This window comes from Marinilabilia salmonicolor, assembly GCF_003003035.1.
Taxonomy (GTDB): Bacteria; Bacteroidota; Bacteroidia; order Bacteroidales; family Marinilabiliaceae; genus Marinilabilia; species Marinilabilia salmonicolor_A.
Genome location: NZ_PVTS01000021.1, coordinates 47,778 through 70,216, shown reverse-complemented (window position 1 = coordinate 70,216; position 22,439 = coordinate 47,778). Strand labels below are relative to the sequence as shown.

At 40.2% G+C, this 22,439-nt stretch carries 12 protein-coding genes; 6 read left to right on the top strand and 6 right to left on the bottom strand.

Annotated features, from left to right (window positions below; translation table 11 throughout):
- Nucleotides 1-21: 21 nt before the first annotated feature.
- The 5 genes from BY457_RS16890 to BY457_RS16870 all read right to left on the bottom strand — a co-directional run bounded on the left by BY457_RS16890 (nucleotide 22) and on the right by BY457_RS16870 (nucleotide 5,192).
- Complete coding sequence (locus tag BY457_RS16890) at nucleotides 22-1,053, bottom strand: vWA domain-containing protein (protein WP_106154505.1); 1,032 nt, start codon at nucleotides 1,051-1,053, stop codon at nucleotides 22-24.
- 118 nt (nucleotides 1,054-1,171) lie between these two features.
- The gene (locus tag BY457_RS16885; RefSeq protein WP_106154504.1) at nucleotides 1,172-2,161 is read right to left on the bottom strand and encodes a vWA domain-containing protein; all 990 of its coding nucleotides are present in this window, start codon (nucleotides 2,159-2,161) and stop codon (nucleotides 1,172-1,174) included.
- A 15-nt stretch (nucleotides 2,162-2,176) separates the two neighbouring features.
- Nucleotides 2,177-3,199 carry a hypothetical protein gene (locus tag BY457_RS16880; RefSeq protein ID WP_106154503.1) on the bottom strand — a complete coding sequence of 341 codons (1,023 nt, stop codon included), beginning with the start codon at nucleotides 3,197-3,199 and terminating at the stop codon, nucleotides 2,177-2,179.
- A 1-nt stretch (nucleotide 3,200) separates the two neighbouring features.
- Nucleotides 3,201-4,070 carry a DUF58 domain-containing protein gene (locus BY457_RS16875; protein ID WP_106154502.1) on the bottom strand — a complete coding sequence of 290 codons (870 nt, stop codon included), beginning with the start codon at nucleotides 4,068-4,070 and terminating at the stop codon, nucleotides 3,201-3,203.
- A 126-nt stretch (nucleotides 4,071-4,196) separates the two neighbouring features.
- Nucleotides 4,197-5,192: an AAA family ATPase gene (locus tag BY457_RS16870; RefSeq protein ID WP_106154501.1), complete on the bottom strand. Its 996-nt coding sequence runs from the start codon at nucleotides 5,190-5,192 to the stop codon at nucleotides 4,197-4,199.
- Nucleotides 5,193-5,555: 363 nt separating this feature from the next.
- On the opposite strand from BY457_RS16870, the gene BY457_RS16865 reads away from it, so the two are divergent.
- Nucleotides 5,556-5,762 carry a (2Fe-2S)-binding protein gene (locus BY457_RS16865; protein WP_106154500.1) on the top strand — a complete coding sequence of 69 codons (207 nt, stop codon included), beginning with the start codon at nucleotides 5,556-5,558 and terminating at the stop codon, nucleotides 5,760-5,762.
- 400 nt (nucleotides 5,763-6,162) lie between these two features.
- Here the strand turns inward: BY457_RS16865 and BY457_RS16860 are convergent, their stop codons facing one another.
- Entirely contained in the window at nucleotides 6,163-7,359 is a 1,197-nt protein-coding gene (locus BY457_RS16860; protein WP_106154499.1) for an S-adenosylmethionine:tRNA ribosyltransferase-isomerase, read from the bottom strand.
- Between the two features lie 283 nt (nucleotides 7,360-7,642).
- On the opposite strand from BY457_RS16860, the gene BY457_RS16855 reads away from it, so the two are divergent.
- The 5 genes from BY457_RS16855 (at nucleotide 7,643) to BY457_RS16835 (ending at nucleotide 22,435) form a co-directional block, all read left to right on the top strand.
- On the top strand, nucleotides 7,643-8,266 hold the full coding sequence (locus BY457_RS16855) for a transposase (protein ID WP_106154498.1): 624 nt from the start codon (nucleotides 7,643-7,645) through the stop codon (nucleotides 8,264-8,266).
- 52 nt (nucleotides 8,267-8,318) lie between these two features.
- Nucleotides 8,319-9,380, top strand: a complete 1,062-nt coding sequence (locus tag BY457_RS16850; RefSeq protein ID WP_106154497.1) for a DUF2027 domain-containing protein — start codon at nucleotides 8,319-8,321, stop codon at nucleotides 9,378-9,380.
- 775 nt (nucleotides 9,381-10,155) lie between these two features.
- On the top strand, nucleotides 10,156-10,800 hold the full coding sequence (locus BY457_RS16845; protein ID WP_106154496.1) for a hypothetical protein: 645 nt from the start codon (nucleotides 10,156-10,158) through the stop codon (nucleotides 10,798-10,800).
- A gap of 491 nt (nucleotides 10,801-11,291) precedes the next feature.
- Entirely contained in the window at nucleotides 11,292-21,446 is a 10,155-nt protein-coding gene (locus BY457_RS16840) for a T9SS type B sorting domain-containing protein (protein WP_106154495.1), read from the top strand.
- Nucleotides 21,447-21,505: 59 nt separating this feature from the next.
- Complete coding sequence (locus BY457_RS16835; RefSeq protein ID WP_106154494.1) at nucleotides 21,506-22,435, top strand: PorP/SprF family type IX secretion system membrane protein; 930 nt, start codon at nucleotides 21,506-21,508, stop codon at nucleotides 22,433-22,435.
- Nucleotides 22,436-22,439: the final 4 nt, after the last annotated feature.

The following is a 22,439-nucleotide window of genomic DNA, read 5'->3' as shown; positions in this document are numbered from 1 at the left end:
TTCATTTCACAAAATTAACCACTAATTGTCTGTAAAGAGGTCAATTTTATTCAGTAATTTATTTTTCCTCTCCAAAACGATAAATTCAATCAAAAGTATCAATAATGCGAGAGCCGCCAGATATTGAAACTGATGATCGTAGTCGGAATAAACTTTGGCTTCAATTTCGCTTTTCTCGAGTTCTCCCAGTTCATCAATTAAATCATTTATTCCTCTTCTGATATTATTGGCGGCAATGTATTCACCGTTTCCAGCTTCAGAAATTTGGCGCATCAGATCGGCATTCATTTTGGTGATGACCACATTACCTGCTCTGTCTTTCAAAAAGTTTGATTTATTTCCCGGGGTGGCAGGGATTGGAGCTCCATCAGAACTTCCCATGCCTACCGTATAAACTTTGATGCCTTTTTCGACTGCTGCCTCCGCCGCTTCGATGGCATCATCCTGGTGGTTTTCGCCGTCCGTAATTACCACAATGGCCCGGTTGATATCTTCCTGTTGGCTGAATGAATTGGTTGCCAATCTAATGGCTGATCCAATAGCAGTTCCCTGTGTAGGTACAATATCTGTATTGATACTTGATAAAAACAACCGTGCTGAGGCATAGTCGGTGGTAATGGGCAATTGTACGTAAGCCTCGCCGGCAAAAACAATTAGTCCGATGCGGTCATTAATCAATCGGCCTGTCAGTCGCTCAATTGCCAGCTTGGCCCTGTCGAGGCGACTAGGTTCTACATCCGTTGCGTTCATGCTGTTGGAAACATCCAAGGCAATGATCAATTCAATACCTTTGCGTTTTACTGTTTCCAGTTTTGTGCCAAATTGTGGCGATGCCAATGTGAATACAATGGCAGTAAGAGCCATCAGCAGTAAATAAAATTTTACAGCAGGACGTACAAAAGATACATCAGGCATCAGGTGACTTAACAAATCGGGATTGCCGAATTTTTTAAGCTTCTTTTTACGCTGATGCTGAAAGTACAGCTGCATAAATGCAAGTACAGGTATTAAAACCAGTAAGTACAAATATTCAGGATGTTCAAATCGAAACATATGGTAGTTATTTTTTATCTAAACTAAAAACAGGTTGTCTTTCTTTTCTGTTAGCAAAGACACACGGTCGTGCATCTCTATAAATGTCCAACTCAAAACCCTCAACTCAAAACTCCTGTTACGGAAGATTCCTCAGTATTGTATTTCTGAGAAGAATTTCCATCAACAAAAATGCCAGAGCCAACAAAGCAAATGGAATAAACTCTTCTGTGCGTTTGCTGTATTCTTTGACTTCTATTTTTGTTTTTTCCATCTGATCAATTTCTTCATATATGGCTCTCAGCTTTTCCTTGTCGGTAGCCCTGAAATACTGACCTCCTGTAGTATTTGCAATTTCCCGGAGCATTTCTTCGTCAATCTTCACTTCCATGTCCTGTACCTGTTGTCCAAAAACAGTATTGACCGGGTAAGGGGCTGTTCCGTGACTTCCCACACCAATGGTGTAAACTCTGATTCCGAAACTTTTGGCAATCTCTGCGGCGGTTAATGGATGGATTTCACCTCGATTATTAACCCCATCTGTCAGGAGAATTATTACCTTACTTTTGGCATCACTGTCTTTGATACGGCTAACAGCTGTCGATAGACCAAGGCCGATGGCGGTTCCGTCCTGCAAAATGCCGGTTTGTACATCTCTGGTCAGGTTGGTAAGGACAGCATGGTCTATGGTAAGCGGGCATTGCGTAAAGCTTTCTGCGGCAAATATAACCAATCCCATTTTGTCGTTGGGGCGGCCTGATATGAAATCAGTGGCCACATCTTTGGCTGCTTCCAGCCGATTGGGTTCAAAATCCATTGCCAACATGCTTCCGGAAACATCTAAAGAAACAATAATGTCGATACCTTCGGTTGTAACGTTGCGCAGACTATCTGTGGATTGAGGCCTGGCCAATGCAATTGTCAGGAAAATAAAGGTCAGACAGCGAAGACCAAAAGGCACATGACGCAGGTAGGTCTTTCGGCTTTTGCGTATCTTGCTAAATCCCTTCAGAGAAGAGATCTGAAGGGAGGCGTTTAATTCACGTTGCTTCCAGATGTACCATCCTGTCAAAGGAATCAGTAGCAGAAGCAAATAGAAAAAGTATGGATGAAGAAATGTATAGTTCATACCGAATGTGTCGGTTTATTGTTCAACTTCCTGTGATTTATTTTGTTCCTGTGCCTGCTCATCCAAAGATTTTGGCTCCTCGTACTTTGTCTGATTTACAAAAAAGTAGGCATTCATTAAAGACAAGTCATTTTCGTTGGGCAGAGGTTCCATCTTTGCAAACTTCACTAAATCTGCTTGCTCCAGAACTTGTCGGATTTTTGCAAGTACATTGTCATCCGGCAAATCCACCGATTTTAAGAAAGTCAGTATTTCTGATGTAATCAATTCCGGTGCAGGAATGCCATATCTGTCCTCTATGTAATTTCGCAATACATCCGTCAATTCCGAGTGAAATGCTTTTACTTCTCCCTTTTGCCACAGTTTTTCATGCTTAATATGCTCCAGTTCTCTCAGTGCGATGACGTGGGCCGGTTCTTTGGGCTTGTCGCTGATAAATGCTTTCAGAGGATTGCGCCGCTTCACATAAAACCAGATTCCTGCTGCAATCAGTAAGATCAATAGTAACCCTCCCAAAATCCATGGCAGAAAGCGGTACAGTTCTGATAAATGAAATGGTGCCTCAATGGGGGCTTTGATGTCTGTGATGCCTTTTTCGGGATCAACTTCTTCAAAAGGGTTAACAACCATCAGACCAATGGAGCGTGTTTTCTTTTTTGCTTCCAGGTTGGCTGATGCCAGTTCGAACTCCATAGGAGGAATATAATGCAAACCACTGTCGAAAGAGGTAATTCTTAGCACCTGCTTTACCAAAATACGATTGTCATCTATGATGGTTGTGTCCGGTGTTGTTCGGTCAACTATTTCTATGTTTTTGGTAATGGTATCGGTAAATTGAGGAAAAATAACTGTTAAGTCTTTGGCTTGAGAAACTTCCAGTGTCATATCCATCTGTCCCCCGATGACCATCAACGTGGAATCGGGGGTCGCATTTACCGAGAAATCCTGAGCCGTCATCTTTTGTGAAAATGAGATACTCAGAATTAAGGTTGAAATAATCAGAAAACTGTTCTTATTTAAAAATGGTATTTTGCCCATTTTATGCTCGTTTTTTAAAGAGTGAAATGAGTGCTTTAACATAGTCCTCGTTGGTTGGTACGGCCACGTTGTCCACACCGCTTTTGGAAAATGCATTCCGCAGAGATTCTTCATTCTCTTTCCACCAGGTCATATACGCCTCTCTGGTTCTGCGGCTGGAAGTGTTTGCCCAATAATATTCACCTGTCTCAGCATCTTTTAGTTTTACAAAACCGACATCAGGCATTTCAGCCTCCCGTGGATCAAAAACTCGTAGTGCAACCACATCATGTTTTTGATTGGCAATCTTGAGGGCATCTTCAAAACCTTCGTCCATAAAGTCGGAAATGACGAACGTGGTACATCGTTTTTTAATGGCATTGGTCAGATATCGCAAAGCCTCTGATAGGTTGGTTTTTCGATGCTCCGGTGTAAAACTGATCAACTCACGGATGATGTATAAAATATGCTTTCTTCCTTTCTTTGGGGGAATGAACTTTTCTATTCGATCTGAAAAGAAAATGACACCGATTTTGTCGTTGTTCTGAATGGCGGAGAATGCCAGCACCGCAGCCATTTCTGTAATTACATTTTTCTTGAAACGGCTGGTTGTACCAAATTCGCGCGATCCGGAAACGTCAATCATCAGCATTACTGTGAGTTCACGCTCTTCTTCAAATACTTTTATGTATGGATGATTGAAGCGGGCGGTAACATTCCAGTCAATATTTCGGATATCGTCGCCATACTGATATTCACGCACCTCGCTGAAAGTCATCCCCCTGCCTTTGAAGGCTGAATGGTATTCTCCTGCAAAAATATTGCTGGACAAACCACGGGTCTTTATTTCAATTTGTCTGACGCGTTTAAGTATGTCTGTTGCTTCTGTCATGGTTTCAATTATCAGTTACCAATTACCAGTTGTCAGTTGTCAATTACCAACTATCAATTACCAGTTCCCAATTATCAGTAATCAATGACCAATTATTGATATTGGTCAATGATAATTGCTCATTGTTTAGGGTACTTCAACTGTATTCAATATTTCACTGATAATCTCTTCTGATGTAACATCGTTGGCTTCGGCTTCGTAGGATAACCCGATGCGGTGACGAAGAACGTCGTGACATACGGCGCGGACATCCTCGGGAATGACGTAGCCACGCCGCTTGATAAAGGCATAGGCTTTTGCTGCAATAGACAAACTGATGCTGGCACGTGGCGATCCTCCGTAGCTGATCATGTCTTTGAATTTTTCCAGCTCATATTGTTCCGGGAAACGGGTGGCAAAAACAATATCCACAATATATTTCTCGATTTTTTCATCCATATAGACATCTTTGACCACCTCGCGTGCCCGAAGAATATCTTCCGGTTTGATGATGCTGTTGGCTTCAGGGAATTTCTGTGCCAGATTGTGACGGATAATCATCTGCTCCTCCGTTTTTTGCGGATAGTCAAGAACTACTTTCAGCATAAAACGGTCAACCTGGGCTTCCGGGAGGGGATAGGTTCCTTCTTGTTCGATGGGGTTTTGAGTGGCCATAACCAAAAACGGTTTGGGAAGCGGATAGGTATGATCACCTATAGTTACCTGACGTTCCTGCATCGATTCGAGTAGTGCACTTTGAACCTTAGCCGGTGCGCGGTTAATTTCATCAGCCAATACGAAATTGGTAAAGATGGGGCCTTTTTTGACCACAAATTCTTCATTTTTCTGACTGTAAATCATTGTACCCAATAAGTCGGCCGGCAAAAGGTCGGGGGTAAACTGAATCCGACTGAACTCTGCACTTACCGCTTTAGACAGGGTGGTGATGGCCAGCGTTTTTGCAAGGCCGGGAACACCTTCCAGCAATATGTGTCCGTCAGAAAGAAGGCCAATTAGCAAACTCTCAATGAGATGCTTCTGGCCTACTATTACTTTGTTCATTTCAATGGTTAGCAAATCTACGAACGAACTTTCCTGCTTGATTCGTTCATTCAGCTCTTTGATGTCAACTGTTTGATCCATGAGACTTACTGGTTTTATATTTTTTTGATTACTTTGTTAACAATCGTACTGCCATTTTTACAGCAGAGATGTGATTTTTTATCACCCGCTAAATTATCAAAAATTGTTCCAAGAAAAGGCCTTGATGATAAAAAAAGGTTTAAACCCTGGTTTGGTTTAGATGCTCGTAACTATACCTGGTGATAAACACAGTGGAGCTGACGGTGTTAGTTTCCTGACTGTAAGTGTATTGAGTTGTGGTTGTTTTGTGGATGCAAGAATTTGTTGTGGTTTACGAACCAAAGCCAACTAATTTTATTGCCTTTCATAATAAACCACATCCCCCGGTTTTATGTTACTCTGCAAAATAAAAACCATAATGTTATGACAGATTTTGAAGACAACGATATTGTTTGCCGTCATATGCAATTGACCAAGGCGGATATAGTGAAAGTTATCAGAGACAAACAGCTAAAAACTTTTGAACAGGTACAGGATGAAACTGATGCGGCTACCATTTGCGGTTCTTGTGCTGCCGATGTGGAAGCCATTCTGGAGGATGAATTAAAGAAGCGAGAAGAAAGGGGGTGAACAACAGAGAGCACAGAGGGACACAGAGTTGCATTTTATTTATTTTCTCTGTGTTTCTCCATGTCTTTTGTGGTTGAAAATTGAACCTTTGGGGAGTTCATTAATATTTTCTAAATCTCCCTGCAGTTCAAGAAGATGAAATATAACTGGTTTTATCAATGCTTGAAATTCCGCAATCTGCAACAGGTTAATTAGTTTTTATGTCCATAAACTAAGCCAATTTGGGTCTTATGGCTGTTTTTGGTCAGAAAGTGCCATTTGCGAGGCTTGCGAAGCCGCCAAAAACGGAGTTTGTTAATCGTAAATGAATATTTTGGCGGCAAGCGTAACGACGTAAGTGGTGCTTTATGGACAGAAACTAATTACTACTGACTAATTTACTATTTGTGCCAGGAAAAAGTTACGCTTTCCATAATAAGGAGGAATCCCCATAGCTCAGAAATCGATAATCGTTTTTGAGCGCGTGGTCGTAAATCTTTTTCCAGTTCTCTCCGACGATAGCTGCAACCAAAAGGAGCAGGGTGCTGCCCGGTTGGTGGAAATTGGTAACCAATCCCTTAATTGACCGGACTTCATAACCAGGAACAATGATGATGGCTGTTGATCCCTCAAAGTGTGATTTTCCCTCTTTTTCCGTGGCTTCGATTAAATGAGAGATGGCGTCTTCAAAGGAAATCATTCCTTCATTATTATAAGGTGTCCATTGTTCTATGTGGTGAAATGCTTTTCCCCGGTGTGCCAGTACTCCGGCCCAGTATAGCGATTCCAGTGTTCTAAGAGTTGTAGTGCCTACGGCAACTTTAGGCCCCGTATGGTTCTTTAGTTGCTTTAGGGTTTCCAGTGGCACCCTGAAGTGCTCCGTGTGCATTTTATGGTCGGCTATGGTTTCACTTTTTACCGGCCGAAAAGTCCCGGCACCCACATGAAGCGTCAGGTTGGTGAGTAAAACGCCTTTGTTTTTAAGACTGTTCATTACCTCCGGGGTGAAATGTAAACCTGCTGTGGGAGCAGCCACTGATCCCTGTTCCCGTGAGTAAACTGTCTGGTAGCGCTCGGTGTCGAGTTCCTCAGATTCACGTTCCAGATAGGGAGGGATTGGTGTTTTGCCCATGGCTTCCATCAGTTCCGAAAAAGTGTATTCCGGATTTTCCCAGCGAAATCGAATTACGAAGCCGTCGTTTGTTTTGGAAACTTTTTCTGCTTTAACCACCACAGGTGTTTTACCGGTATCTACTTCCATTTCCAAAGCACCCTCTTTCCATTTTTTGAGGTTGCCCACCATGCAGTTCCATGTTACCTCTTGTGTTTGTTCAAAAGCAATGGCTACATCGGTTGGGGAGGCAGGCTCCAGACAAAATATTTCTATGCGTGCTCCTGTTGCTTTTCGAAAAGGAAGACGGGCTCTGATTACCTTGGTGTTATTGAAAAGCAGCATAGCATCTGCAGGAATGAGGTTCGGGAGGTCACTGAAGGTCTTATTGTCTATGGAGCCATCGCTGAAAAGTAGTAGTTTGGACTGGTCCCTCTCTGTAAGCGGGTATTTGGCTATTTTTTCGGTCGGAAGGTTGTACGTGTACTGGTCTATAGAAATGTGCATTTTTACTGTTTGTGTGGTTGTTCTCTTTTTTTTGCGCCAAAGTATAGAAAATTCATGAATTTTCTATACGGACGGGCAAGTTGCTTTCCATAGTGTAAGTTTCTTTCTAAAGTGCAAGTTGCTCCCTGTTGTGTAAGTTGCTTTCTGGTTTTAACTCTTTCTTTGTCTTAAAACATGTTTTCAGTGGGTTTACTGTTGTCGAAAAACAAAAGTAGTTGAAAAAACGTCAGGAAACTAGTATATTTATTTGTCATTCAGCAAGTAACCTTGAAACCCAAACCTTATGACAAAGTTTCGAAACAAGTATCGCATTGAGGGTAACCGTATGCGGATATTAAATTATTCTGCTCCGGGACAATACTTTATTACCAATAATATCCAGGATCATCATTGGATATTGGGGCATGTAGCCAACCAAAAAATGGTTTACTCTGAATATGGTGAAATTGTGAAAAAAGAGGTCTTGAAGATACCGGAGCATCATCCACGCATTATTTTGGATGAGTGGGTCGTTATTCCTAATCATTTTCATTTGTTAATCATATTGAAGGAATATGGCTTTTATAATGGTATATCAGAAGTGGATGATTACAATATGCAGAAAAACCACGAGTTTTATTTTTCTCATAAGTGGTGGAATAAGCCTAAATATCAACCCACCAAAAAGGAGGTAGAGGAATATTGTAAACTTCGCAGACGAATGATCATTCCAAAGCTTATGGGAAAACTACAAATGAAAACGTCTAAGGATATTAATATTCTTCGCAAAACGCCCGGGACAAAAAACTGGCAACATGATTATCACGATCACGTTATCCGTCGCAGGGCATCTTACATTAATATAAAAAACTACATCATCAACAATCCAAAGAACTGGAAACAAGATACCTTTTATGATAGGGCATAGCGTAAAGGAAATTCACGAATTTCCTTTACCTTTGCCCTAAAGCTTACAAACTATGAAAAACACAGACATAAGACCCGGAGACAAAGTGAGATTTTTGAACGATGTGGGAGGCGGACTGGTCACCCGGGTAGAAGGGAAAATTGTTTACGTGGAAGATGAGATTGGTTTTGAAGTTCCCATGCCGGCCAATGAGATTGTAGTAATAGAAAGAGGTGAAACGGCTCCCCAGACCTCTTCTTCCAGCAAGGGGGGACAACCTGTAGAACAACTATCAGCGCCGCAGGAAGAACCGGAAATGGAGGAGGATGATGTTGCCGAAACGGACGAAAGACACGATGACAGAAATCCACGGTTTTATATGGCCTTTCTTGATGGAGGACATCAGGGCGATAAACAGATGGTGGACTTTCATTTGGTCAATGACAGTAACTTCTATTGTCTTTTTCTGATTGTGGAGATGGGAGAGGACGGACTGGCCCGGGAGTTATACAATGGTCGGATCCAACCTAATACCAAGGAGTCGCTTGATCAACTGGATGCTTCCAAACTGGATGTTTCCTGGCATGTGCAAGTAGTGCTTTACCGAAAGGACAAGCCATTTGCACTTTTTGATCCGGTAAACGAAGTGATGAAGATTAAAGCACACAAGTTTTTCAAAGACCATGCTTTTAAGAATAATGACTTTTTCTATGATCGAGCTGTGTTGTTACCGGTCATAAAAAATGAACTGGAGCGTCAGATGGAAAACCTCACTAAACAGGAAACGCGCAAAGTTCTCCGTGAAAAAGGGGAGCTGAAGTCTTCAACTCCCAAAACAGCAAAGAAAAGTAATCCCGATATCATTGAAGTTGATTTACATATCCATGAGTTACTGGATGACACTCGTGGACTTTCCAATGCCGATATGTTAAAGCTACAGACCGATCGCTTTAAAGAAGTGATGGAGGAAAATCAGAAGAAGAAAGGTCAGAAGATTGTCTTTATCCATGGTTTGGGCAATGGAACCCTTAAGCATGAGGTAAGGCGTCTGCTGAATACAAGGTATAAAGCGCATAATTTCCAGGATGCATCTTTCCGGGAATATGGTTATGGCGCGACTATGGTGATAATTTAGGTAGTTAGGTCAATATATGATTTACTCATAAAAGTTTTCTTCTTGCCCCTCGTTTCCGTACGAGGGGTTTTTTATTTCTCGTCTCCGACGATTTTGTCCTCCATTGGGTTATTATCCACTTCCCCTCCTAATTTGTCTCTTCGGCAATCGACCTCCCCTTCTTAGCTGTATAATCAAGCTTGTCGTAATGTACCTTCGAAGCTTGTTCGATTCCTGTTCGGCTTTTTTTGAGTTGAACAAGATACGGACAAGGTACGCACAGAAAGGATTGCTGTTTTAAGGTTTTGTTGTAAGGATGCTGTAAGATAGGAAGATGTTTGAATTTGAGCGATTCTTATTCTTAAAAGCAGGACACTTATTTAAATATTTTTAGGTTGCTTTCTTTCTATTCACAAAAATCTATAAATCAAGGTAGAACATTTTTTTCTCTATCTATTATAAAAATATTTATAATTTTTTTCTCTATGGTAAATTATCTATTCTTCTGATATTCCCTGTTTTATTTAATTATCTTCTAGATACGAAATGTTATCAATTGTGTAAGTTTCAGTAAATCAATGATAATGTATAGCTGTGCAGAATAATTATTTATTAATTTTCTTAGATGAAATTTTTAAATATTTGATAAAATTAAAGGATTTGAATAAAATTATTTCTTTCTGGAATAAAATTTAAGCTGATTTTTTATCTCAGCAAATGAAAAAAAAATTTGTTAATTAAATTTATAATTTAGATATTGCAAAAATAAATTAGGCTTATTTTATTTTTAATAGATATGCATTATTCAAAATTACCATTTGAAAACTTTGTAAATAAAGTTGATGATGTGCTTGGGCAGAGCTTAACTGATCAGGGTCTGGTGTCATCGATGAGTTCTTTTGGATATGGTTTGAAAGAGATGGAGCAGGGAAGGGAGTTGCTTGAAGCAGTGCGTCAGATTGACCAGGAGCAGGAAGCCGCACAGGAACGACGAAAAGAGTTAAACAGGCAAAGAGGGGATTTGCATAAGAATTTGCAAAAAAGATACATGAGAATCGTTAAGTTAGGGCGAATTGTGTTTGATGATAATGAATTCGCAGGCAAAACACTGGGGCTGAATGGGCCCCGTGAGAAGCAATTTGATGAATGGTATCGCCAGGTTTATATGTTTTGTAAAAACCTTATTGCAGAAACTTCATGGTTGGATGCTTTAAAGGGTTTTGGAGTGAAAAGGGGTGACCTGGATAACATTCTTGAAGATCTGGAAAAACTGGAGGAACTCAATACGCGATTCGAACATGCCAAGAACTTATCCAAGGAAATGACCAGGAAAAAGAAGAAGAAAGTGATGGCATTGCAGGATTGGTTAAGTGATTATATCAAAATTGCAAGAATGGCTTTGGAAGAAAAACCGCAACTTTTAAACAAGCTTTTAAGTTGAGATAGGATTGACGAACGTCCTGCATTTAATGATAAAATACAACTTTTAAGAGATTAATGTTTGTTGAAGTATTTTTTTGATTTAAAATTTTGAATGAAAGGCCTTTATTTTGCTGGGTATTGAAACAAACACGGCTCAATAACGTACAAAAATTGAGGAAATTTATATACTTTCTAAATTAACATTTTTTTAATGGTGTTCATTTTGAAAGAATTAAAGACAGATTGAGTGTTGAGGCTTTCTTAACAAATTGATTTTTAGAAATTTTTGTTTAAGTTTGCCGGTTGAATTTTAAAATTTATCGTTGAAAAGTTGGTCTTTTATATTAAGTATGTCCGGGCAATATTCTTCACTTGGAAGAGGTTTCCTGCAAATTGTTAATAAATAATTGGCCATAAAGTATAAGGAATAGTTGAATAAAATTATTTTTGCTATTTAAGTGAAGAATGCCATCGTGAAGTTGAGCTAAGCATTACCCTAAACGAGAAGCCATGAAGAGAATTTTACTTTCATTCGTTTTTTTATTGACCATATTGTTTGCTTTTTCCGGGCCTGGGGTGTTTGCTCAGGGACGTGAAAGTGGCGGAAAAGATAGGGAAGTACCACCTATCCTCAGAGGACAGGAGGGAATTATTGATGATTTAGCAAATGCTTACTGCGAATCCTCTGCTTCTCCTGAAATATATGTCAATCCCACTAATTTACCTGCTCCTGAGGATTATGACTATGTTGTTTGGGAATTATATTATTATGATGGAGGAGGAAATGAAGTATATCGGAATGACCTTTTAAATCCTATTGGCTCGGCTCCAAACAATGGTGTCGAATTAGATATTCCTGAAATTTCTGCAGAGGGGTTATTTAATAGTTTTTTGGTAATTGAATATAGTTTTAGAAGGGGTTTAGGAACTTTTGGTGGTGATTTTGATTATACAATTGTAAGGAAAGATCCTGAGCAGTTTGCTTTAAATATTGATAATTCTGCCGTTTGTCTTGGTGAGGCAGCAACATTGACACTTGAAAGTTCAGAGGTTGGTTATTTATACTATCTTTATCGTGACGGGGTTCAGCAAAACACTGTAGGTCGAAATGGTACAGGTAATCCAATTAGCTTTATTGAATCATCTTTGCCTGTTGGAAGTTATTCTTATTATGTTGTTGCTCATGTTGATGACGATGATGTCGATTGTGAAACTCAGATGAACGGCACGCCTGGTCTGTCTGTTTACCCCAATCCTAGTGCTTCCCCAGATTATCGCCCCTCCAGTGGAACTGCAGGTGACCCTATTTGTCAGGGGTTACCTTTCGAACTTTTTGATAGTGCTCCCGAAACTTCCGGATATGTTTATAATTGGACCGGACCCGGTTTGGGCAGTGGTGTTACCGGTCATACCATTACAGTTTCGGATCCTACTGTTTTAGAAACCCCGGGAGATTATGATTACCAACTTGAAATTGTTGATACTAATAATCCGACTAATTGTAATGCTACAGCTAGTGTAACTGTTACGATTGACGAAGAACCCGTTATTGATAATATTTCAAATAATGGGCCTTTGTGTGTTGACGGAACGCTTGATTTATCTGTTACAGTTTCCGGTGGTACTACTCCTTATAGCTATTCCTGGAGTGGTCCTGATGGATTTACCAGTACTGATCAAAATCCGACAGTAACAAATGTTACTATTGCCAATGCCGGAGATTATGAGGTAGAAGTTACTGATGCCAACGGTTGTATTTCTGTTACAGAAACTACTACTGTTGTAATAAATGAAAATCCCACCATTGATGATATTTCCAGTAACAGTCCTGTCTGCGAAGGTGGTACCCTCAACTTAAGTGTTACCGCTATTGGAGGTTCAGGGCCTTATACTTATTCCTGGAGTGGTCCTGACGGATTTACCAGTACTAATCAGAATCCAACAATAAGTAATGTAACGCTTCTCAATAGCGGTGATTATGATGTTGTCGTCACCGATGCGAATGGTTGTGGTTCTGCTACAAGTTCCGTGAGTGTAGTTATAAATGAAAATCCTGTCATTGATAATATTTCAAATAATGGCCCTGTTTGCGCAGGAGGTACATTAGATTTGTCTGTTACTGTATCTGGAGGGACAGCTCCTTATACTTATTCGTGGAGTGGTCCTGATGGTTTTAGCAGTACAGCACAAAATCCATCTATTGCCAATGCTACCACAGCCAATGCAGGTGATTATGATGTAGTTGTCACTGATGCCAATGGTTGTAATTCGGTGACCGGGACTACCACAGTTGTGGTTAGTGATCCTGTAATTGATAATATCAGTAATGATGGTCCTGTTTGTGAGGGGGCTGATATAAACCTGAGTGTAGCCGTTTCAGGAGGCATAGCTCCCTATAGCTATTCATGGAGTGGTCCTGATGGATTTACCAGTACTGATCAAAATCCGACAGTAACCAATGTTGCTGTTGCGAATGCCGGGATTTATAATGTCACTATCACAGATAGCAATGGTTGTTTCGTAACAGGTACAACGACAGTTGTTATAAATGAAAATCCCACCATTGATGATATTTCCAGTAACAGTCCTGTATGCGAAGGTGGTACTCTCAACTTAAGTGTTACCGCGATTGGAGGTTCAGGGCCTTATACTTATTCCTGGAGTGGTCCTGACGGATTTACCAGCACTGATCAGAATCCAACAATAAGTAATGTAACGCTTCTTAATAATGGTGATTATGATGTTGTTGTTACAGATGCGAATGGTTGTGGTTCTGCTACCAGTTCCGTGAGTGTAGTTATAAATGAAAATCCTGTAATTGATAATATTTCAAATAATGGCCCTGTTTGCGCAGGAAGTACATTAGATTTGTCTGTTACTGTATCCGGAGGAACAGCTCCTTATACTTATTCGTGGAGTGGTCCTGATGGTTTTATCAGTACAGCACAAAATCCATCTATTGCCAATGCTACCACAGCCAATGCAGGTGATTATGATGTAGTTGTCACTGATGCCAATGGTTGTAATTCGGTAACCGGGACTACTACAGTTGTTGTTAGTGATCCTGTAATTGATAATATCAGTAATGATGGTCCTGTTTGTGAGGGGGCTGATATAAACCTGAGTGTAACCGTTTCAGGAGGCATAGCTCCCTATAGCTATTCATGGAGTGGTCCTGATGGATTTACCAGTACAGATCAAAATCCGACAGTAACAAATGTTGCTGTTGCGAATGCCGGGATTTATGATGTCACTATCACAGATAGCAATGGTTGTTTCGTAACAGGTACAACGACAGTTGTTATAAATGAAAATCCCACCATTGATGATATTTCCAGTAACAGTCCTGTATGCGAAGGTGGTACTCTCAACTTAAGTGTTACCGCTATTGGAGGTTCAGGACCTTATACTTATTCATGGAGTGGTCCTGACGGATTTACCAGTACTGATCAAAATCCAACAATAAGTAATGTAACGCTTCTTAATAACGGTGATTATGATGTTGTTGTTACAGATGCGAATGGTTGTGGTTCTGCTACCAGTTCCGTGAGTGTAGTTATAAATGAAAATCCTGTCATTGATAATATTTCAAATAATGGCCCCATTTGTGCCGGAAGTACACTAGATTTGTCTGTTACTGTATCCGGAGGAACAGCTCTCTATACTTATTCATGGAGTGGTCCTGATGGATTTAGCAGTACAGCACAAAATCCATCTATTGCCAATGCTACCACAGCCAATGCCGGTGATTATGATGTAGTTGTCACTGATGCCAATGGTTGTAATTCGGTAACTTCTTCAACAACAGTTGTTGTAAACGATCTTCCAATTGTTAATTTACCTGATGCTTCCACTTGTGACGGACAAGATGTAACATTAACAGCCACACCGTCCGGAGGAAGCGGTAATTATGTTAATTATATTTGGTATGACGGAGGTGGTACAGAAATTCAGAGTGGTACCTCTGATCAATTGACATTAACTGGTACCGATGTCGAACTAGCCAATAATGGTGCTACTTACAGTGCAACGGTTGAAGATAACAACGGATGTATCAGTGCAGTCGATGACATGACTCTGACAGTAAATGAGAACCCTTCGGTAGAAATACTTTACAATACCAATCCTGAAACGGCCATTGATGTTTGTCTTGGTAGTTCAATGACATTGGACGCTCAAGGTAGTGGCGGTACAGGAGCATACACTTACACATGGGAACTGCCTGACGGAACTACACAAACTGGAGCTCAGGTGGTTGTAGATCCGATGGCATTAACGGATGGTGGAGCTTATACTGTTTCTGTTAATGATGGAAATTGTGTTGGAACTCAGACTATTGATGTCACGGTTGTTGAAGTAACTGCTACTATTGCTGTAACAGCACCCGTTGCAGGAGCTACTACCATTTGTGAAAGTACATCAGTGACTTTTGAAGCCGGAGGTGGTGACAATTATGAGTTTTACCATTTTGATTCCAGTGCAGGAACAACCACGATGGTATATGACGCTGGTAACGAGTGGACCACCAGTACATTGGAAGATGGTGACCAGATTTATGTCACTGCATTTAATGCGCTGGGATGTTCAGATGATTCTGATCCCATTACCATGACAGTGATTGCTAATCCTACGGTAGCCATTGATTATCCTGCCGGAGAAGATAATGAGGTTTGTTTTGGTGAAGATCTTTCGGTAGTGGCTGATCCCGCCGGATATTCCAATTATGATTTTTACATATTTGATGGAACCGATCATATAAAGGTGTCTCCTGATGGCTATTCATCTGAAGCCTTTACTTATCCATCTGATAGTTTTACCGATGGTGACGAATTTTATATTGTAGCCAGTTCCGGAGTTGGATGTTCCGGTGAGTCAGCTCATGAGACTGTTGTTGTTCATACGTTACCTAATGCTACGGCTGCCAATTCCGGTCCTGAGTGTGTTGGTGAAACAATTTCTCTTCAAGGTGGTGATGCAGGTCTCGATAGTTATGAGTGGTTTGCGCCAGGTGCTGACCTTACTACCGATGCACCCATTGCGACAAGCATGGATCATGATCTGACGAACATTGCCTCTTCAGATGCAGGAATATATACTTTGCGCGTGACCAATGTTAATGGTTGCCAGGCAACTGCCACCACCGAAGTGGTGGTCAATGAATTGCCAGTGGTTTCCTTGCCGGCCGATTACTCGGTGTGTGAAGGAACCCAAAATCATGAAATTACTGCAACCATTACCAATGGTACTGCCCCTTACAATGTGGTGTGGGAATTTGACGATGGAAGTGGAGCCACCACGGTTTTGAGTGGACAGGATGAAACCATATTTTCTATTGGTTCAGTTTCTGCAGCCAATGAAGGTACTTATACAGTTACCGTTACCGATGCCAATGGTTGTGTGAGTGTTCAGGATAATGTTTATCTGACAGTTGACGCTGCACCTGGAGTCGCATTTGATGCTTCTTCTGTTACTGAGGTTTGTGATGGTGCGCAGGTCACTTTAACTGCTTTTGGAAACGGTGGAGTCGTAAGTGGAAGCAATACAGACGACTATGAATATGTGTGGTATCATGAAGGTACGTTAATAAATGGAGTCTCTACAGCAACCTATCAGTTCACCGGTGATAACGGGATTAACGATGGTCTGTATGAGGTAGTTGCCATTGACGATAACGGTAATGGTTGTGCCAGTCCTGTTGCCTCTATGAATGTTACTGTTTATGAGTTGCCTGATGCCACCCTTGATGTCAATCCTGCTTTCTTTATTGAAGGAACAGAGGTTACATTTACTGCTGTTGATGGTTATACTTCGTACGAGTTCCAGGTAAATGGGACTACAGTTCAGGGACCGGGCGTAGATTATGTTTATCAGGATGCAACTCTTCAGGATGGGGACGAGGTAACAGTTTTTGTTACTGAAGATCATGGTGCGATCCAATGTACTAACAGTTCAACTGTAACGATGACTGTTTTTGACAGTGTTGAACAACCCGTTGTATCTGTTACAGACGAAGAGTATTGTGCCGGAGCTGCCGGAGCTACCGTAAATGTTACAAATCCTCAACAGGATGTTACTTATGAAATGGTTTATGATGATGGTACTGCCGTCAGTGGATATAATCAGATTGTATATGACGGAACCAATAGTGTTTCCTGGAGTAATGTGTTGGACGATAATGGAGGAACCAGTACCCCCACAACTTTTAGAGTAAAAGCTTTCTGGGCAGCTCTTACGCCTGATGGTGACCAGTTGAGTGACCCATTTGATATTACCGAAAACCCTGTTCCCAATCAGTTTACCATGTCGGTAGATGGAAATTCTGCTGCCGGAGGTCTTACTGAAACAAATTGTAATGCCGGAACAGGTTATACCATTGGCTTATATGATGGTTGGCAATCGGTTGACTACTACCTGATATTGAATGGTACCCAGGTTCTTGAGGTGAAGAGTGGAAGTGGTGTTGTTAGTGAGTTTATATTTGATGATACCTATTCCTATGTTGGTGAATATACTATTGTTGCTCAGAATGAGTTTGGATGTACCACAGATATATTGGGTTCTTTTATAATAGAAGGAGATGAAGTTGTTATTTTTGATCTGAATGGAGAAAACAACGGACAATATTGTGAGGGGGATGCTGATGGAGTGGAATTAATCTTATCCGGGTCAGAAACCGGAATAGAATACGAACTTTTCCGAGATGGTATGTCACTTGGGACGTTTACAGGTGATGGCAATCCTCTTTCATTCGGAAATTATACAGAAGAAGGAATTTACAGAGTATCTGTAACCAGTGCAGGTGGTTGTTTATATGCTATGAACAACGATGTTACTGTTGATATGGTTGCTGCTCCTGATGAAGGCATCCTTACTGATGTAAATACGAATAATTTCCACTTCTGTGAAGGATCTGAAGGTGTTGATATTTATCAGGACGTTGTACAGATTGAAAACTATACCTACGAATTAGTTGGTCCTGAAGGTGTTGTCAGCACTTATACAGGTGACAATAGCGGAACAGGTATTACCTACGAGGATATAACCGTTCCTGGAGAATACTTTGTTCGCGTTACTGCTGGCGGAGGTATTGGTTGTAGCTCTGAAACTGATGTTGTTGAAGTTGTAGAGGATGCATTGCCTGACCAAACTCTTGATGTTGATTTGTTTGGAGAAAAATGTGGAACTTACGGAATTGCCACTATTGGTATTGTAAGTTCTCAAAGTGGAGTTCAATATTATTGGGAAAATACCACTACGTCAGAGGTTGGTACTGAAGTTCAAACTGGTAATGGAGGAGAGTTAGCTTTTAATGTTTTGGATGAGGGAGTATATGTTTTCCATGCCAATATTATTGAAACAGGATGTTCTGTTCAATTAGATAATTCAGTTGAGGTTATAGAACAACCGTTACCTGATGATGTAGATGTCAGATCAGAAGGTGGGGAAGGCGATTGCAGTGAACCTGCTATTATTATTATTGACTATCCACAAGAAAATGTAGAATATCAGTTATATATTGAAGAAGGTGGAAATCTAATAGAATATCATAGTGGTGGTCCTCTTCATTCGGGAGGTGATCCTATTGAATTTGATCCAATTATAGCCAGTAATACCACATTTGTGGTGATTGCTACTAACCAGATAACCGGTTGTGAAAGTAGGTTGTCCGATGAAATTTTTGTGAATATTGCAGGAGCCATTAAACTGCAAGTACTGGATCCAACATCAGGAGACATTTGTAATGGTGAAGCCGGAATTGAATTTCGACTACTTGATTCAGAGGTAGGGGTTGAATATGCCTTGTGCCTGGAGCAGGGCTTGGATGTAGCCGATGAAATTAAGCAAACCAGAGGTGGTGATGGCGGTGATATTACTTTTGATCTTGAGTCTGATGAAGGAGAATATTATGTTTATGCATTTTCTGCAATAGATGGGGCATGTGATATTGAGATGGCTAACAGGGTCGAATTGATTGTCAATCCGCTTCCCATTGCCTACAACATGGTTGGTTCAGGTGTGTATTGTGGGGATGAGGAAGGTGCTGTTCTAGGAATTGAAAATTCTCAGGAAGGTATTATCTACCGACTTCAGAAGCATACAGAATTTGGAGTTCATTTGGAGAAAGAAAAGGTTGGAACAGGTGATGGAGAGCCCTTGTATTTTGATTCTGTTGACAATATTGGCACAACTTATTCAGTAATGGCCATCAGCGATAAGGGTTGTACTTCCAGTATGAAAGACAGTGTTGAAGTATCTTATTCAGATGAAGAACCTGAAGTGCCTGATGTTACTGAAAGTATTTCAATGTGTGGGGAATCCTACAAAGAGGTAGAGTTTAATTCAGTCCAGGAGGATGCTACTTATCATCTTTATGATTCGACAGGTGAGTTGGTGTCTGAATCAGAAGTAGAAGGTGGTGAATTGGTTAACCCTCTCTATATTTTAGAGACTGGAGAATACACTGTTTCAGCTTCCTGGGATGGTGGATGTATGAGTGAAGGCGTAACTATTACAGTCGTTGAGGGAGCCATTCCTGTTGTTACTGTCCCGGATTACACACGGCTTGTTTGTCCAGGAGAAACAGCATATATAAAATATGATATCAGTGAAGATGATCAAACACTAGGTTGGAGTTATTCAATTGTGTCTTCTGAGTATGTTTCATATTTGTCACAGGCTGATGCTGAACTATCCGAGAACGGAGATTCTTTGATTTGGACTGTCACTGATGCTGGTTCTTATTATGTTGCTGTTGAGGGTTGTGATATTGATTATTCTAGTAGGATAGATTTGGAGTTTGCAGATGATATAACCATGCCTTCCTTTGCGCAAGATGAGTTTTTCTATTGTCATAATGATGATCGGGTTATCTTGAGTATAAATAATGTTGATACAGAAGGTAATTATGTTTATCGTCTTATTGATGAAGAGGGTAACCGATACGGTGCTGTGTTTAGTAGTGATTCTCCTGAGGATTGGTACTTTGAACCGAAGGTAGGAGAGGATACTCCTGTTTCCTATGGACTAGTTGCTAAAGATATTGATTCTGGTTGTGAAGTGCCAATGGAGGTTATAGAATTTGTTTCTGTTTTTCAACGGCCAGAACCTAATGTTTATGAGGTGACACCTGAAGAAATAATGATCAATCCATCTGATGGTGGTGTTGTCATAGGATTAGAGAATTCACAGACTAATGTAACATATAGGCTTTATCTTGAGGGTTCTACTGATGTTATTGATGCTGTACCAGGAACGGATGGAGAGGCTGTGAATTTTGATCCTGTTGTTCTTCCAGGAGTATATGAAGTGTATGCTCTTTTCGATGGTTGGGGATGTGAAATGACATTTATGGGAAGTAGTACCGTTCTAGAAGAGGGAATTTCAGATTATGATGTTATTGTTCCCCGAAATTTCTGTGAAGATGACCCAACTGCCGTTACAGTTCAACTAACCGGCTCCGATAGTGGCGTTACATATAGGTTATGGCGTTCTATTGGAGAGACTGAGCCAGTGTTAGTTGTCGGATCGGATAGAACGGGAAATGGTATGGGTTTTAGTTTTGCACCTGATTACATAGATGAAATATATTATGATTGGGAAATAAGTTATTATGTGGAAGCTAGTAAAGAGGGACAACCGGCTGTTATGATGAATGATGGGGCTCCTGCTGTAACATCTGTCTGGGAAAGACCTTCTAATCAATCTTTTTCTGTGCAAAACGGTGGTGGTCAGTGTTATGAAGGTCAACCACTCACAATACAATTAGATAATGCTGAAAAGTATTATAGCTATAGATTGGAATATAAACAATTAGCTGGTTCGGATGAATTTATGTCTGTACTAGAGCATAAAACTTATAATGGTGGCCCTGAATATCCTTCATGGGATGTTGAAAATGCTGGTAATTATCGGATTATTGCATATAACCCAGGTTGTCAGGCTGTTGATCCTGATCAGGAAGTAAAGGTTTCTGAATTTGAAGAAGTTAATGTTCGTGATTTATTCTTGCGTATTGATGGGTCAAATATAAGTGATACTATTAGTCTTACAGATAATGCTTATTTGGATCCAAGGTTAACGTTAGATCAGTTTGTTTATGAGATTGAACATCCAGTAGTTGATTCATTTACTTATGAGAATGGATATATGGATGTTGAAACACGTTTGATCGAATCTTATGGTGGAGTTGGTCGTGACCTTATTTATTTGAATCATTTGCCTGGTTTTAAAGGAAAAGATTTTGTAAAATATTCCATTGCAATAGAGCAATGTATGTTTTTGGATTCTGATAATAAACCTGTTTATGAAAAGGCAGATACCGGGATTGTTACTGTTATTATTAGTGATGAAAAATTACCTAATGATGATGAAGTTCTTATCCCTAACGCTTTTTCGCCTAATGATGATGGAGCTAATGATTATTTTGTGATTAGTGGTACAGAGGCTGTAAACAGATCAATATTGACAGTATTCAATAGATGGGGTAATCTTGTTTTTGAGTCTAAAGACAAAAAGTATAGTGGAGAATGGGATGGGACCTCAAATGTTTCAAATATGGTTTCTATAGGTGAAGAATTACCGAATGGAGTTTATTTTTATATCTATAGTGTATATGTTGATGGAAAGAAAAAAGAATACAACGGATTTATAGAATTAAGACGATAATTTGATTTTGGGATGCTCTTTTGTAAGAGGAGAGCATCCCTTAACAAAACCCGACTCTTATGATAAAGAAAATATTTATATTGGCTTTTCTTGTGTTAACGGTGTTGACCGTTCGGGCACAGGATCAATACCAATTCAACCATTATATTGCCAACCAGGGGCTTTTGAACCCTGCATATAATGGTACCCGTGATATTATCAGTGGTTTGCTTATTCACCGGAATCAGTGGCTGGGGTTCGAAGGTGCACCCATGAACCAGGCTTTGAATGTACATGGTCCTATTGAGGATACTAACTTAGGTGTAGGACTTGTATTGGTAAATGACAATATTGGTTTCAGCAATACATTTGATGCTTTTGGAGCTGTTTCTTATAAGCTTCAGCTTGACAGGCGTGACCGGTTTATCTCTTTTGGATTGCAGGCCGGGGTGAGTTCGTTGGTATATGATGGGACAAAGGCTGTGGTTGAGGAATATGGCGATCCTGTTTTTTATAGTAAAGAGAGTAAATTTGCCTTGAACTTTGGGTTTGGTGCGTATTTCTTTTCAGATACTTATTTTGTCGGATTCTCTATTCCTAAATTTTTTAGTAATCAATTTGATTACGAAGCTAATAAATTCAAGAATCAGTTGGATCCTAAAAACATGCATACCTATTTATATGGTGGTTATGTTTTTGAATTAGAGGATGTCAGGATAAAGCCAACTCTTTTGATGAAACAGGTGTATGGTGCCCCCATACAGTTTGACGTTTCTGCCAATGTGATGTTTATGGATCGTTTTTGGCTGGGATTATCCTATCGTACCATTTCAGATGTTGTATTTTTAGGAGAATACATTATTAATGATCAGTTTACTGTACGTTATTCATTCGATTACCCAATCAGCAAACTAAATCAGTTTAACAATTACGGAACGCACGAAATAAGTCTTCAGTTCGATTTTTCATTTAGCAAGAGACCCGGAATGCGTTCCATCAGATATTTTTAATGAG

Excerpts from the sequence above, each read along its gene's own strand:
- BY457_RS16890 (WP_106154505.1), bottom strand. The coding sequence starts at position 1,053 with ATGTTTCGATTTGAACATCCTGAATATTTGTACTTACTGGTTTTAATA.
- BY457_RS16885 (WP_106154504.1), bottom strand. The coding sequence starts at position 2,161 with ATGAACTATACATTTCTTCATCCATACTTTTTCTATTTGCTTCTGCTA.
- BY457_RS16880 (WP_106154503.1), bottom strand. The coding sequence starts at position 3,199 with ATGGGCAAAATACCATTTTTAAATAAGAACAGTTTTCTGATTATTTCA.
- BY457_RS16875 (WP_106154502.1), bottom strand. The coding sequence starts at position 4,070 with ATGACAGAAGCAACAGACATACTTAAACGCGTCAGACAAATTGAAATA.
- BY457_RS16870 (WP_106154501.1), bottom strand. The coding sequence starts at position 5,192 with ATGGATCAAACAGTTGACATCAAAGAGCTGAATGAACGAATCAAGCAG.
- BY457_RS16865 (WP_106154500.1), top strand. The coding sequence starts at position 5,556 with ATGACAGATTTTGAAGACAACGATATTGTTTGCCGTCATATGCAATTG.
- BY457_RS16860 (WP_106154499.1), bottom strand. The coding sequence starts at position 7,359 with ATGCACATTTCTATAGACCAGTACACGTACAACCTTCCGACCGAAAAA.
- BY457_RS16855 (WP_106154498.1), top strand. The coding sequence starts at position 7,643 with ATGACAAAGTTTCGAAACAAGTATCGCATTGAGGGTAACCGTATGCGG.
- BY457_RS16850 (WP_106154497.1), top strand. The coding sequence starts at position 8,319 with ATGAAAAACACAGACATAAGACCCGGAGACAAAGTGAGATTTTTGAAC.
- BY457_RS16845 (WP_106154496.1), top strand. The coding sequence starts at position 10,156 with ATGCATTATTCAAAATTACCATTTGAAAACTTTGTAAATAAAGTTGAT.
- BY457_RS16840 (WP_106154495.1), top strand. The coding sequence starts at position 11,292 with ATGAAGAGAATTTTACTTTCATTCGTTTTTTTATTGACCATATTGTTT.
- BY457_RS16835 (WP_106154494.1), top strand. The coding sequence starts at position 21,506 with ATGATAAAGAAAATATTTATATTGGCTTTTCTTGTGTTAACGGTGTTG.